The sequence below is a fragment of the Candidatus Albibeggiatoa sp. nov. BB20 genome, from assembly GCA_016744725.1.
GTDB lineage: Bacteria > Pseudomonadota > Gammaproteobacteria > Beggiatoales > Beggiatoaceae > Albibeggiatoa.
Map to the genome: position 1 here is coordinate 1 of JADGDW010000126.1, position 14,336 is coordinate 14,336.

11 protein-coding genes and 1 other RNA gene are annotated in these 14,336 nt (G+C 38.4%); 8 read left to right on the forward strand and 4 right to left on the reverse strand.

Annotated features, from left to right (window positions below):
• Positions 1 to 552: 552 nt before the first annotated feature.
• Positions 553 to 1,299 carry a 2,3-diphosphoglycerate-dependent phosphoglycerate mutase gene (gpmA, locus tag ABXH34_RS13520; RefSeq protein ID WP_353572412.1) on the reverse strand — a complete coding sequence of 249 codons (747 nt, stop codon included), beginning with the start codon at positions 1,297 to 1,299 and terminating at the stop codon, positions 553 to 555.
• A 108-nt stretch (positions 1,300 to 1,407) separates the two neighbouring features.
• An RNA gene (gene rnpB / locus ABXH34_RS13525) (RNase P RNA component class A) lies at positions 1,408 to 1,757 on the reverse strand.
• 107 nt (positions 1,758 to 1,864) lie between these two features.
• Here rnpB and ABXH34_RS13530 point away from each other — a divergent pair.
• From ABXH34_RS13530 to nhaA, 8 genes are all read left to right on the forward strand, one after another.
• Positions 1,865 to 2,713, forward strand: coding sequence for an SDR family NAD(P)-dependent oxidoreductase (locus ABXH34_RS13530; protein ID WP_353572413.1), 849 nt, complete (start codon positions 1,865 to 1,867; stop codon positions 2,711 to 2,713).
• 136 nt (positions 2,714 to 2,849) lie between these two features.
• The gene (locus ABXH34_RS13535; protein ID WP_353572414.1) at positions 2,850 to 3,812 is read left to right on the forward strand and encodes an OmpA family protein; all 963 of its coding nucleotides are present in this window, start codon (positions 2,850 to 2,852) and stop codon (positions 3,810 to 3,812) included.
• A gap of 189 nt (positions 3,813 to 4,001) precedes the next feature.
• A complete protein-coding gene (locus ABXH34_RS13540) occupies positions 4,002 to 4,844 on the forward strand; it encodes a CbbQ/NirQ/NorQ/GpvN family protein (RefSeq protein ID WP_502710415.1) in 843 nt (280 codons plus the stop codon).
• Positions 4,845 to 4,917: 73 nt separating this feature from the next.
• Positions 4,918 to 6,000: a calcium/sodium antiporter gene (locus tag ABXH34_RS13545; RefSeq protein ID WP_353572415.1), complete on the forward strand. Its 1,083-nt coding sequence runs from the start codon at positions 4,918 to 4,920 to the stop codon at positions 5,998 to 6,000.
• A gap of 105 nt (positions 6,001 to 6,105) precedes the next feature.
• Positions 6,106 to 7,131 carry a glycosyl transferase family protein gene (locus ABXH34_RS13550; RefSeq protein WP_353572416.1) on the forward strand — a complete coding sequence of 342 codons (1,026 nt, stop codon included), beginning with the start codon at positions 6,106 to 6,108 and terminating at the stop codon, positions 7,129 to 7,131.
• Between the two features lie 685 nt (positions 7,132 to 7,816).
• Complete coding sequence (locus ABXH34_RS13555) at positions 7,817 to 8,755, forward strand: carbohydrate kinase family protein (RefSeq protein ID WP_353572417.1); 939 nt, start codon at positions 7,817 to 7,819, stop codon at positions 8,753 to 8,755.
• 65 nt (positions 8,756 to 8,820) lie between these two features.
• The gene (locus tag ABXH34_RS13560) at positions 8,821 to 9,768 is read left to right on the forward strand and encodes a carbohydrate kinase family protein (protein ID WP_353572418.1); all 948 of its coding nucleotides are present in this window, start codon (positions 8,821 to 8,823) and stop codon (positions 9,766 to 9,768) included.
• 192 nt (positions 9,769 to 9,960) lie between these two features.
• The gene (gene nhaA, locus ABXH34_RS13565) at positions 9,961 to 11,199 is read left to right on the forward strand and encodes a Na+/H+ antiporter NhaA (protein ID WP_353572419.1); all 1,239 of its coding nucleotides are present in this window, start codon (positions 9,961 to 9,963) and stop codon (positions 11,197 to 11,199) included.
• 94 nt (positions 11,200 to 11,293) lie between these two features.
• Here nhaA and ABXH34_RS13570 read toward each other — a convergent pair whose 3' ends face one another.
• Together ABXH34_RS13570 and ABXH34_RS13575 are read right to left on the reverse strand one after the other, a co-directional pair.
• Positions 11,294 to 13,402 (reverse strand): nitric oxide reductase activation protein NorD, encoded by a 2,109-nt coding sequence (locus tag ABXH34_RS13570; protein ID WP_353572420.1) that lies wholly within the window; start codon positions 13,400 to 13,402, stop codon positions 11,294 to 11,296.
• A gap of 22 nt (positions 13,403 to 13,424) precedes the next feature.
• Positions 13,425 to 14,216, reverse strand: a complete 792-nt coding sequence (locus ABXH34_RS13575) for a hypothetical protein (protein ID WP_353572421.1) — start codon at positions 14,214 to 14,216, stop codon at positions 13,425 to 13,427.
• Positions 14,217 to 14,336: the final 120 nt, after the last annotated feature.

Genomic DNA, 14,336 nt, shown 5'->3' on the forward strand with positions numbered 1-14,336 from the left:
GTTTTATGTTTTTTTAACAAACTATATATCATTATAAAATGATTGGTTTTACTAAGTTCCACCCATTTTTGCGTACAGACTGCGGCCTCTAAATGTTGATAATAAGTTGAAAATAAAGAATATATTTTAAAATATTGATTTTGAGTTTAGGTTCTGGCAATTTTTAAAAGTGGTCTAAAATATAGCTTAAAGATATGGAATTAAGGTAATGCAGGATAGCGTAGACTTTGCAAGCAATTGTATAAATAATCATATTGGACAAAATAAAACTAAAGCTAAGAGGATTGTTAACAGAAGAGGAGGAGGGTTTAGATATTTTGGAGAGAAAACTCAATGAGTAACTTATAGTCAATTCTATATTGGGTGTGAGGACTGGCAGTCCTTTTATACTTTAAATATCAATCAGTTTTAAAATCTAGGACTACCAGTCCTGTATCACTTTAAAATAAAACAACTATACAGCCGATTGCGAGTATTAAACGCTATATTCAATCAGTTTTAGACTGCCAACTTTGGTTTTAAATCAAAAGTCAGCAATCTACACTCAAAAAACTACTTTGCTTTGCCTTGATTAGCAACTGCGGCCATGGCGGCTTTGACTGCTTCTTCATCACCTAAATAATAGCGATTAGTTGGCTTCATATTTTCATCTAATTCGTAAACTAAAGGCATACCTGTTGGCACATTTAAACCAACGATGTCTTGTTCTGAAACACCATCTAAATATTTAATCAACGCACGCAAACTATTACCGTGAGCGGCGATAATCACTTTTTTGCCTGATTTAATGGTCGGTACAATGGTGTCATGCCACAAAGGAAGCACCCGATCAACCGTGTCTTTTAAACATTCTGATAAAGGAACTTGACTGTCATCCAAATCTTTATAACGCGCATCATTACCCGCATAACGCTCATCTGACTTTTCTAATGCAGGCGGTGGTGTGTCATAGCTTCTACGCCAGACTTTGACTTGATCTTCACCATGTTTTTCCGCAGTTTCGGCTTTATTTAAACCTTGTAATGCTCCGTAATGGCGTTCGTTCAACTTCCATTCACGTTGCACAGGAATCCACATTAAATCCATTTCATCCAAAATATGCCACAATGTTCTAATCGCACGCTTTAACACTGACGTGTAAGCAATATCAAATTCAAAGCCTTCTTTTTTAAGCAACTCACCTGCTGCTGTGGCTTCTTTCAAGCCTTTTTCAGATAAATCTACGTCTTTCCAACCAGTGAAACGATTTTCCTTATTCCAAACACTCTCACCATGTCTGATTAAGACTAACTTATACATAAATCTATACTCTCTGATTCAATGAATAACCAACAACCTATTATAATAAACTCGTTGTTAAGGTTTTCAATTAGATGTGGATATTTAAAAAGCTTAGATGATTGGGATTTAGAAAGTCAGTCTATAAGCCGGGTTCTGTATACTCGAAAGCATGACAATCATTCATCTGGGAAATTCGTCACCGAATCCCTCAAGCGACCTACCCGAAACCACGCGGACACACATGTATATGTTTCTTATTTGGTCTTGCTTCAAGTGGGGTTTACCCTGCCATCACTGTTGCCAGTCATGCGGTGCGCTCTTACCGGCACCATTTCACCCTTACCTTTTTCAAGGCGGTATATTTTCTGCGGCACTTTCCGTAGGCTTTCGCCCCCCAGACGTTATCTGGCACTCTGTCCTATGAAGCCCGGACTTTCCTCCCTATTTTTCAATAGCGCGATTGTCCAACCAACTTTCTAAGAGAGAGAGTTTAAGCGGTTTTGCCAATGTTCGCAAGTTGATACTTTCATTTATAAGTGGTTTTTCTATAAAATACTGAAAATTCATATTTGAGAGCATGACAATGAACCAAGCCTTTGCAGACAAAGCAATTTTAATTACAGGTTGTTCCAGTGGAATTGGCTATGGTGTGGCAAAAGGATTAAAACAACGTGGCTATCGGGTATTTGCAACCGCGCGAAAATCAGAAGATGTGGAACGCTTGAAAGCTGAAGGATTTGAATCGGTGCAATTAGATTTAAATGATTCTGATTCTATCCATCATGCCGTAGAAACGATTTTAGGGCTTACCGATGGCCAATTATATGGCTTATTCAACAATGGCGCGTATGGTCAAGTTGGTGCGGTTGAAGATTTGAGTCGCCAAGCATTACGCGAACAATTTGAAACCAATATTTTAGGCACACACGAATTGACTTGCCAACTGATTCCCGTGATGCGTCGTCAAGTTGAAGGGCGCATTATTCAAAATAGCTCTGTGCTTGGCCTTACCGTGTTGCCATTGCGTGGTGCATATAATTCGAGTAAATATGCATTAGAAGGACTGTCAGCAACATTAAGAGTTGAATTACACGGCAGTGGGGTTTACGTGTCACTGATTGAACCTGGTCCAATTCGGAGTCGATTTCGGGAAAATTGTGTACCCCATTTTAAACGTCATATCGCTAATATCAAAAACAGTCCGCATCAAGCAAAATATGCTTTAGCAGAACAACGTTTATTAAAACAAGGAGATGTTGCGCCTTTTACATTGGGCACAGATGCGGTATTGAAAAAAGTGATTCATGCCTTGGAAGCAAAAAAACCTAAGCCGCATTATTTTGTGACCACGCCAACTTATATATTGGTGACTTTGCGTTATTTATTACCTGTTGCCGCGATGGATTGGGTTTCACGGAATATTGGAGGATAAATAAATGATGAGAGCATAACCGCATATTTGCTTGGTGTATCAAGGTTTTGTTTATAAATCACTATTATTTTTTACTTGACAAAGTCATTCAAATCAACACAATCATCATTGACAATCTTAAAGGGAGGGTTTGACATTGTCTAAAATCTATTTGGCTTATGGCTTTATCTTATTGTTAACGGCAGGCTGCCAATTTAATCCCATTCAATCTAAATCAGAAAATCTTGATATTCAGCGGGTCAAGAATTTATCTGCGCAACAGTTAACCAAACTTACGTCGTTGCCAGCAGAAGATACTTCACCCAGCGCATTATTTTCGGCTATGGAAACCTTAACCGAAGCAGAAAGAAGCTTATTTGATGCTGAAAGTTTAAGAAATGCTGAAGAAGAGCAATATATTGATATTTTACAGAAAAAAAGAGAACATATTGCTTTAGAGTTACAGCAAGCTGAGCAGTTATTGCAACATGCAAAAGATTTGCGGGAAGCGGCTGAAATGGAGCATTTAGCCTATTTATCTCAACGCCAGTCTGAAATTGCATCCCGTGTCGCACAACGTAAACGAGAAAAAGTAGAACATCAACAGCTATTAGATAAACAACTGGCATTCCTACAGGAAGTGAATCATTTACAAGATGAATTGTTAGGCGAACAGTTACAAGTTGCTAAACAGAACTCAAAACGTTTAAAAAATGAACTCACTGAACTGAAAAGTAAGCAAACAGAACGGGGCTTAGAACTCAGTTTTGGAGAAGCCTTTTTTGATTTAGATGTTTCAGAATTGCCTGTTGAGGTGTTGATAAATTTAGATAAAGTCGCAGAATTTTTGAAATCAAGGTCAATTTACAAAGTCTTAATCGAATCTCATACCGATAATTCAGGCGAAGAATCTTATAATGTAGATTTATCTCAACGCAGAGCAGATTTTGTGCGGTCTAAACTGATTGAACGCGGTATTCAGCCCAGCCGAATTATGGCAAAAGGTTATGGAGAATCATGGCCAGTAGCCAATAATGAAACAGAATCAGGTCGACAACTAAACCGCCGTGTGGAAGTGATTATTCTCAATCGAGGTGATGACGAATTTTTACAAAATTAGCCTTTATTTTTGATGAGCGTTTGTTATGTGATTTTCTAATAATACCTTACATTATCAAACCTTTTTTCTTTAACTGAAGCCATTTTTAGCATAATTTGTTGAACCGACATCGCGTGCAATGCCCTCAATTTATGCTTTAATTTCTAAAAATACTCAATCCTTAACATTTCATTTCCGAGCTAGTTTATAATGCTTTTCTCATTATCGCCTACTCGTGCATATATGACTCAAGTTCAAACTACTGAAACCTATATCATTACACAACAGCCTTATTATGAACCCATAGGCAATGAAATCAGTCTATTTGAGGCTGCATACCAAAACCAATTGCCCGTGTTACTAAAAGGGCCTACAGGCTGTGGCAAAACGCGCTTCATGGAATACATGGCTTGGCGTTTACAACGACCGTTGATTACGGTGTCTTGCCATGATGATTTGACCGCATCTGATTTAGTCGGACGATTTCTGATTAAACAGGGTAACACCAGTTGGATTGATGGTGCGTTGACCCACGCGGTACGCTGCGGCGGCATTTGTTACTTAGATGAAGTGATTGAAGCCCGCAAAGATACCACGGTTGTGATTCATCCTTTAGCCGATGACAGGCGCGTATTACCGATTGATAAACTGGGCGAATTACTGGCAGCCCCTGCTGAATTTTGCTTAGCTCTTTCATACAATCCCGGCTATCAAAGTGTACTCAAAGATTTAAAACCCAGCACTCGACAACGTTTTGTGGCTTTAGAGTTCAACTATCCAACCTATGATGTTGAGCGCAAAATCATTATGCAGGAAACGGACATCGATTTAATAACCGCTGAAAAGTTGGTTAAATTTGCCCATACCACCCGTAATTTAAAACAAAATGGCTTGGAAGAAGGGGCTAGCACTCGGTTGTTAGTTCATGCTGCAAAATTAATTCAATCAGGCATAGAACCGAAAGGGGCCTGTCATAGCGCGATTACTCAAGCCTTAAGCGACGATGCTGAAATGTTGACCTCGATTAATGAATTGGCCGCATCATTGTTCTAGTCATCAGCTTGTTTTCTAAAATTTTATTCACATTATTTCTCACTCTACTACCTACGTTTTTAGGATTAACTGAATGGATATTGTTACTTTAGTTTTGTTTTTACTGGGATTTGTATTCCTAGTCGTTGGTGCTGACACCTTGGTCAAAGGAGCTTCTGAATTTGCAACCTCGGTTGGTATTTCACCTTTAGTTGTGGGTTTGACTATTATTGCATTTGGTACGAGTGCGCCAGAGCTTGCGGTTAGTGTGCAATCGGCCTATGCGGGGCAACCTGATTTAACACTGGGAAATGTCGTCGGTAGTAATATTTTAAATATTTTGATGGTGTTAGGGATTGCAGCGGTCATCGCACCTTTAACGGTGAATACAAAGCTGGTTAAAGTGGATGTGCCATTGATGATTGCGGTTTCAATTTTACTTTATGTATTAAGTATGGATTTGATGATTAGTCGTTTAGACGGCATAATTTTATTCGCGATTGTCGCAATCTATACTACTTATTTAATCGTCCAAAGCCGCCGTGATAACAGTGTGATTGCTGAAGCCGAATTAGAAGAATTAGAAGAATTACAAAAAGACAGCCAAGAAAGCAGCGTTTGGGTGAAAGTAGCCTACATCCTTGTTGGTTTAGTGTTATTGGTTGTAGGCGCAAATTGGCTAGTTAAGGGTGCAGTTGAAATTGCACATTTATTTGGCTTAAGTGAATTAATTATTGGTTTGACCATTATTGCAATTGGTACATCATTACCAGAATTAGCTGCGACAATTGCAGCCAGTATACGTGGTGAAAAAGATATGATTATTGGTGGTGCAATCGGCAGTAATTTATTCAATATTTCAATGGTGTTAGGTCTATCCAGTATCATCGCACCGAATGGGATTGCAGTCTCACCAACAGCATTAAGTGTTGATATGTTGATTATGATTGCCGTGGCGATTTTATGCTTACCAACCTTTTTTAGTGGCAAACAGCTTGATCGTTGGGAAGGTGTTTTATTTTTAGCCTATTACGTCGCTTACACCATTTATTTATTATTATCTGCTATCGATCATCCAAGTTTGCCATTATTCAATCAAGTCATGTTATGGGGTGTGATTCCAGCAACAGTTGTAATACTCAGTGGATTGGTTTGGCACGATCACAATCAGGCTTAAGATTGAAATTCATTCTCATATATTAAGCGATGTGGGAATGAATTAAGACAGATTGCATCAAAAATAATAGAATAGCAATCAGTGTACATCATGTAAGGAGTTATTATGACAACAAAACAAGACATTGTTTTTGAATTAGAAGAGCATCCTTTTGCCCAATATGTACGGATTTTAGGCAAGGGCAAAAATGGCTCACGTCCCCTCACTCGTGAAGAAGCTTACGATGCCATGAAAATGATTGTGACAGGTAAAGTTGAGCCTGTGCAACTCGGTGCATTCATGATGTTAATGCGGGTCAAAGAGGAAACACGTGAAGAGTTAGCAGGCTTTATCGAAGCCACCCGTGATTCATTTAAATTGCCTACAGGCATGGCTGACGTTGATTTAGATTGGTCTTCTTATGCGGGTAAACGTCGTCACTTACCTTGGTTTTTATTGTCCACCTTGTTATTGGCTGAGAATGGTATTCGTGTATTTATGCACGGTGCAGGTGGTCACACTTCAGGTCGGATTTATACTCAAGACATTCTTCGATTCTTAGGCATTGAATACGCTACGTCATTTGAGCAAGCGGCTGAGCAAATCAAACAAACCAATTTTTCTTATTTGCCATTAGAGTTTTTATCTCCTAAGTTGCATGAAATGATTGAATTACGCCCATTGATGGGTTTGCGTTCTCCTGTGCACACTTTGGCGCGGATGATTAATCCATTTAGTGCACCGAATGTAATGCAAGGTATTTTCCATCCAGGGTATCAGGCAGTTCACCAAGAAGCAGGCATGTTATTAGGTCAGAAAAATATGGCTGTAATTAAAGGTGAAGGCGGTGAAATTGAGCGCAATCCAGATGTTAAATGTGAAGTAAAAGGCCTGCTTAATGGGGAATTATTTGAAGAAACATGGCCCGCCTTATTTGCACAACGTCATGTTAAAGAAGCAGAAATGCAACCAGAGCGTTTAGCCCAATTGTGGCAAAGTGAAATTGATGACGAATATGCAGTGGGTACAATTACAGGTACAACGGCGTTAGCTCTTAAGCTGATGGGTAAAGCCCATTCAATTGAAGAAGCTCAATCGATGGCGGAAAGCTTATGGCATAACCGCGATAAGAGTAAATACGGCGCAAACTAGATAATATAATCGGGAGTGCTTGTTATTTTGCATGAGCGTGCACTCCTAAATATCAAGTAACGACCTATATTGAACTACGTCTAAAAATGAACTTTAACTTGTGACAACGCATCGCGTCGTCATCTGACAGGACGCACCAGCGTCCACAAAAAATTTCAAGACGCAAGAATGTCTATGATATATTCCACGCAGTGTGGGGAACAAGAAAATTACTTTCTCACCTGTTTATTCTCCTAATTTAAACCCTTTGGCATTGGATTAATATTACGATGCTACGTGCTTATACCTACTGCCATTAAGTTAAGCTAGAAGAAGTGCAAATTTAAATTTGCACAAGCAAGATAAATATTGCACTCCTAATAATTTAGGATTTTTTAGCTACAATCATTTTTTCTTAAGCGAAAACAGATAAAAATAACAAAGACAATTGGTTGAGCCATAAAACTAACTTTTACCGAATTTAGGGTGGGCAGATGATCTTTTTATCTTTGGTTTCAACATAATCAGCATAAATGACTCTGACACATCTTGAAAAATACTAATAGCAAACAAAAACATTCTTGTAAAATCACCGCATTAAATTTAAAAGTTGCCTAAGATTTCAATAAATTCTCTCACTCGACTAGACATCTTTTCTTAACTTATGCCAAACTGTAGCGCTTTTCTATACTCCCAAGGGAACATTATGTCAGCTTTGATTTGTGGTTCAATTGCCTACGATACCATCATGTTATTTAGCGATAAATTTAAACATCACATCTTGCCAGAGAAAGTGCATATTTTGAACGTCTCGTTCATGGTACCTGATATGCGCCGAGAATTTGGTGGTTGCGCAGGAAATATCGCTTATAATTTAAAGTTACTAGGTGGTGAACCGTTACTCATGGCAACAGTGGGTTCAGATTTCACACCTTATGCAGATTGGATGGATCAATGTGGTATTTCGCGTGACTATATTAAAACCATAGACAAAAGCTATACAGCCCAAGCATTTATCACAACCGATATGGATGACAATCAAATCACAGCATTTCACCCCGGTGCAATGATGCAAGCCCATGAAAATAAAGTGGCTGATGCGAAAGGGGTTAAAATCGGTATCGTATCACCAGATGGCCGTGATGGTATGATTCAACATGCAGAACAATTTGTCGAAGCGGGTGTGCCTTTTATTTTCGATCCGGGTCAAGGTATGCCAATGTTTGATGGCGATGACTTAAAACGTTTCATTGAACAAGCCTCTTACGTTGTAGTCAATGATTATGAATGGCAGTTAATGCAAGAACGCACAAAATATACACCACAAGAAGTTGCTGAAAAAGTCACCGCCTTAATCGTGACTCAAGGCGGTGAAGGTTCAACGATTTATACTAAAGATCAAACTTATCATGTACCTTGTGCTAAAACGGAAAAATTAGCTGATCCAACAGGTTGTGGCGATGCCTATCGCGCTGGTTTATTATACGGTTTAACTAATAATTTAGATTGGGAAGTCACGGGACGGATTGCATCACTATTAGGTGCATTGAAAATCGAACAACCTGGTACCCAAAATCATAGCTTCACATTAGATGAGTTTAAACAACGCTATCAACAAAGTTTTGGCTCAGAACTATTGATATAAGCAGGCTTGGATAACATATTAGTTTAATCGTGCTTAATCCCAGACCTAATAAAGGAAGTTTATGTATGTCGGCATTAATTTGTGGTTCAATGAGTTATGACACAGTGATGGTGTTTAACGACAAGTTTAAACATAATATCCCTGTGGATGAAATCGATTCACCTGAACCATTTGACGTACATTTCATGGTACCTGATTTACGCCGTCAATTTGGCGGTAGTGCAGGAAATATTGCGTATAATTTAAAATTGCTAGGTGAAAAACCGTTTCCAATGGCAACCGTTGGTACTGATTTTGAAGATTATGCAATTTGGTTTGACAGTCTTGGGATTTCGCGCGATCACATTAAAATTGTAGAACACAGTGCCACCGCGCGTACCTTTATCACCATGGATATGGGCGATAATAAAATGACTGCATTTCACCCTGGTGCGACAAGTTACTCACAATTTCATCCCATTTGGCAAGTAGAAGATGTGAAGCTGGGGACAATATCTTATGACAGCACTGAGAGTATGGTTAGCCATGCGTTGCAATTTACGGAAAAAGGCATTCCTTTTATTTTTGATCCAGGACATGCTATTTTTCAATTTGACGGTGATGAATTGCTCAAGTTTATTGAACAAGCAGCATGGATTTTAGTTAATCAAAAAGAATGGGATGTGATGCAACGTCGCACCAACTTGACCCCAGAACAACTGGCTTTACGTGGGCAAGGTTTGGTTATCACCCAAGGTTCAGGCGGTGCTATGATTTACGTGCAAGGCACTGAATATAAAATTCCATCTGCCCAAGCCAAGGCAATCAATGACCCTGTAAGCTGTGGCGATGCCTTCTGTGCGGGCTTATTATATGGTCTACTCAAAGATGCTGATTGGCCAACTGTTGGGCGTATTGCGTCACTCATGGGTGCAATTAAAGTCGAGCATCATGGTTCACAAAGCCATCAGTTTAATTTAGATGTATTTAAAGCGCGTTTTAAAAAGAATTTTGGTTATGCCTTGATTATTTAGAGAAATAATTCTCTTTATAGTCGTTTTATTCTAAGATGATACAGGGCTGGCAGTCCTTGGTTTTAAAAGTAATTGATATTTAAAATTTTATAGGACTGCCAGTCCTAATACCCAAAACGAAATTGACTATATCATGTCATGTTTTCTTATTATTACTTATAATACAATAGATTAAACCATTAGGGATATTGTATGCCGATTTCTTACCGTTATGTTAATAGAGTGTTTGCAACTTTTCGTTCAGCAAACCCCGCGTTGGCGTTCCAAGAGTTTTTGAAACTAGAAACTGCCAGCAGCACATTACTAATTATTGCAACGATTTTAGCTTTGTTATGCAGCAATATCGCACCGCTTTCTGATTGGTATCACCATCTACTTGAATTAGAAATGGGGTTTCATGTTGGAGAATTCCATTTAGAAAAACATCTGTCCCATTGGATTAATGATGGCTTGATGGCAATATTTTTCCTAGTTGTTAGTTTAGAGCTAAAACGGGAAATCATGGATGGACAACTGTCGAATCCAAGTCAAATCTTATTACCTGGATTTGCTGCCATTGGTGGTATGTTAGTACCTGCATTCTTTTATTTATTATTCAACTTTGGCGACGCTGAAACAATGAAAGGTTGGGCAATTCCTGCTGCAACAGACATTGCATTTTCACTGGGAGTATTAGCCTTACTTGGTTCTCGAATTCCATTGTCTTTGAAATTATTTTTGATGGCACTGGCGATTATTGATGATTTAGGCGCAATTTTGATTATTGCTTTCTTTTATTCAGGCGGAGAACATGGTTTAAATTATGATGCGATGTTATGGGCTGCTGGCATTATTGGTTTACTCGCATTTTATAATTTTATAGGTGTGACTAGGTTACTGATTTATATTGTTACTGGGCTCTTCTTATGGTATTTCGTATTAAAATCAGGCGTTCATGCAACTTTAGCAGGTGTGGCATTAGCCTTTTTTATTCCATTGAAAACCTCCAAATACAAAGAATCTCCCTTACGTTATTTAGAACATTTGCTTCATCCGTGGGTTGCATTTGCGATTATGCCGATTTTCGCCTTTGCCAATGCAGGCGTGTCTTTTGAAGGAATGTCGCTAAACACCTTAGTTGAAAATGTACCATTGGGTGTAGTTGCAGGCTTATTCTTAGGCAAGCAAGTGGGCGTATTATTATTCAGTTGGGTATTGATTAAAGTGGGTTATGCTCAATTACCAAAAGATTGTAACTGGATGGATTTATACGGTGTGGCGTTACTATGCGGTATTGGCTTTACCATGAGCTTGTTTATCGGTTCACTGGCATTTGTAGGCAGCGAAGGTTTGATGAATGAGGTTCGCTTAGGCGTTTTGGTAGGTTCATTCTTGTCCGCAGGGCTTGGTTATGCGGTATTACGCCATTCATCCCGTAATCGTTTAGCTTAACTCGATATATTTTAATACTTTAGGGCTAGCAGTCTAGGAAAGATTGCCAGCCCTGATTCCAAAATAGCAGCGACACTGATTATTAAAGAAACCACTACTTAGTCAAGCGTCGATAAATATCGGCCACTTTAAAGGGTAGTTGTTCTACTTTATCAATCACCACATAATTTGCATTGCCATACATACGGGGTAAATAGGTTTTTGCCTCAGTATCAATTGTGATACAAAACGGGTAAATACCCTCACGTTGTGCTTCTAACAAGGCTTGTCGTGTATCCTCAATCCCATATAAACCGCGATAATTATCCCCTTCATCATCAGGTCGTCCATCGGACAAAGTAATCAACAATTTTATCTGTGCATCGACTTGCGACAATAAATAAGTCAAATGCCGAATTGTCACCCCCATGCGGGTATATTCTTGTGGTTTAATTCCGCTAATCCTTTGTTTTACAATATGATTATAATGCTCATCAAAATGCTTAATTGGGTAAATAGAGCAGCGTTTGCGCGTCATACCTGAAAACCCATAAATAGCATAACGGTCGCCCAATTTTTCCAATACTTCACTTAATAAAATTAAACTTTGTCGCTCGGCTAAATTAACCCAGCCCTTGGTTGAGCCACTCATATCTACCATAAACATCACTGCAATATTACGTTCCATGCGTTGTAGTTTTAAAAACAATTGCTCGGACATTTCTTGTCCCGTTAATAAATCGACTTGAGCCTGCACCAAAGCATCAATATCAATTTCTTCACCATAAACCTGACGTTTTGCCCAATGCCGACCACCACGCAATGCTTCAAAATTACGCCGCAATGTTTTCAATAAACCACGATGTTGTTGCAATGTTTCATGTACAAATTGTTCATCATTCAACGGTGATTCAACTTCCTCAACATAACACCAATTCTGCCGATACGTTTGGCGCAAATAATCCCATTCAGGATAAACAAAGCACGTAGCATCTGATGCTAACTCAGTATCTAATTCAATTGTGCCATTAAATTCATTACCTGTATTGCCTGCTGGAATTAAATAATCTTGAGGCATCCCACCTTCATCTTGCATAATCGATAACATGATTTTTTTGGTATGAGCATCAACAGTCATCGGTTGCCCATCTATAGTTAAAATTGGGCTTTGCTTCGCTTGTGCATCATAAATATCTGAATTTTGCACCGCAAACTGAGACATCTCATTGTTATGGGTTTTGCTGTTTTGATTATGTTTTAAAAACTGATTTAATGCCTGTTGAAATACACGCTTTTCTTCAGTTCGGCGTTTATTGACAACCTGCTCGACTGAATCAGGACGTAATACCCCTTGATAACAAACGGGTTCAGGAATTGTCCACGAATAAACAGTCTCTAATAATTGATAGCTGGTTTCTACACTGGCATTGGCTTGGGCTAGATGCTGAGCGATTTGCTCCCACGCTTTAGGAACTTGAGGCTGTTTAGCAACGATTAGTAGTTGTTGCATTTGTTTAGCCAGTCCCGGTAGCTCTCGCTGCAAACAAGCATCTAAACGTAAACGTTCCAAGCAATGAAACAAGCGGCTCACTTTGTCACACTCGTTAAAACCTTGGCATTCTTTTTTGAGATTCAACCGCCAAGTGCCAAACCAAGTTTGTGCCCATAAATGGCTGAGCATGGCTTTATAAAGTTGAAAATTATCCTGCGATTGGGCAAAATAATTTAATTGTGCAGGTAAAAATAAAGTTTCAGTATCGGTAAATACTGCATCATTGGAGACAATTTTAAGCTGCCTTCCATTCAAGCCTGTTACAAAATTATATAAAATACCTTGAATATCTTGCAATTGTATCGCGTTTAAGTTTTGCTGGTAGTCTGTCGCAAACTGTTCAATTTGTTGTAGATGCTGAACTGCAACATGTAAACTTTGGTTATCATATAGCAATAAAGTCTCATGTAACCACAGCTCAACACCAACCATATCCATTAAATTTAGGGCAGTTGGCACATATTGGGTAAATTGATAGGCTATTTCTAAATTATGTTGAGCAAGTAGCTTAGTCGATTCAATCACCCAATCTTGTTGTGAGCGTGGAGCATCGGCAAGCTGTTGCACTGAAGTATTAAGCTGACGTGATTGGAATAAAACCAAACTCAAAATGGTTTCAAGTCTGATATTTAATTGCTGAGCTGTCAGTGCATTGTGAAGATTAGACATCATTTAGATCAAATTTAACCTTGCATCATGCAGTTGAATCATTATTCCAGTACGATTGCTGTTTTTTTAATACTAGTTCTTCATCATCAGAGCGGCCTTCTGACTTCGCTTTAGGCCCTTTGAGATGATCCATATAATTGCCTAAAACAGAATTGATAAAAGGATGATTATTAGAGTCAGGTACGCCCGTTGACAAATTATGCGTAGTCACTGGAATCAAGCGTGTAACATGGTCAAAAATAAAAGAATCATGCCATTCGGCTAAATCGTAAAAACCCAAGCGTAAATAACAATTTCGGTATACTTCCATAAATAATATATTATTTTTGTGCATGGTATTAAATACCATAAATCCACATTCAGAATAATTATTAGGACGGCCAAGATAAGCTGTATAACAATGACTTGGCAACAATGAAGTTAAAAAATCTTTGGGGATATTGGAATGAGTGACAACATCTGCATCAACCCAAGCGAGAATCCCTTGATGTCTTTTAGCTGCATCATAAATAGAAAATACTTTGCGAGAAAACTTAAATACATCAAACCGATAGGAGTAAACTTTTTTTCCATCAATCTGCAAAACACCTTTTGCCCTTTCATCTTTGCTGATTCTATCTAAAAACGGCACTATATATTCAACATCCCATAGTGAACGAAATTCAATTCTAGGATGTTGGAAATCAGGCTGTTCTTCGTGATAGACAATCAAGGAAATACTTTCAGGCCAGTATTCAATAAATGTTTCAAGAAAGCGTCGTCCATATTTTTCATATCCACCAGGGCCAAATGAAGTGACAACTGTTTGAAAAATCATGCAATATTTATCCTATCTAAATTTAAAAAGTTCTGAAACAATAATAATTTTTTATTTTAATATATTTAATATTCAATTAGTTATGTATTTTATCAATTCTCTTACAAATAACAAATTTCA

Coding starts and splice junctions, on each gene's coding strand:
- gpmA (WP_353572412.1), bottom strand. CDS start 1,299: ATGTATAAGTTAGTCTTAATCAGACATGGTGAGAGTGTTTGGAATAAG.
- ABXH34_RS13530 (WP_353572413.1), top strand. CDS start 1,865: ATGAACCAAGCCTTTGCAGACAAAGCAATTTTAATTACAGGTTGTTCC.
- ABXH34_RS13560 (WP_353572418.1), top strand. CDS start 8,821: ATGTCGGCATTAATTTGTGGTTCAATGAGTTATGACACAGTGATGGTG.
- ABXH34_RS13545 (WP_353572415.1), top strand. CDS start 4,918: ATGGATATTGTTACTTTAGTTTTGTTTTTACTGGGATTTGTATTCCTA.
- ABXH34_RS13570 (WP_353572420.1), bottom strand. CDS start 13,402: ATGATGTCTAATCTTCACAATGCACTGACAGCTCAGCAATTAAATATC.
- ABXH34_RS13550 (WP_353572416.1), top strand. CDS start 6,106: ATGACAACAAAACAAGACATTGTTTTTGAATTAGAAGAGCATCCTTTT.
- ABXH34_RS13540 (WP_502710415.1), top strand. CDS start 4,002: ATGCTTTTCTCATTATCGCCTACTCGTGCATATATGACTCAAGTTCAA.
- ABXH34_RS13555 (WP_353572417.1), top strand. CDS start 7,817: ATGTCAGCTTTGATTTGTGGTTCAATTGCCTACGATACCATCATGTTA.
- ABXH34_RS13575 (WP_353572421.1), bottom strand. CDS start 14,216: ATGATTTTTCAAACAGTTGTCACTTCATTTGGCCCTGGTGGATATGAA.
- nhaA (WP_353572419.1), top strand. CDS start 9,961: ATGCCGATTTCTTACCGTTATGTTAATAGAGTGTTTGCAACTTTTCGT.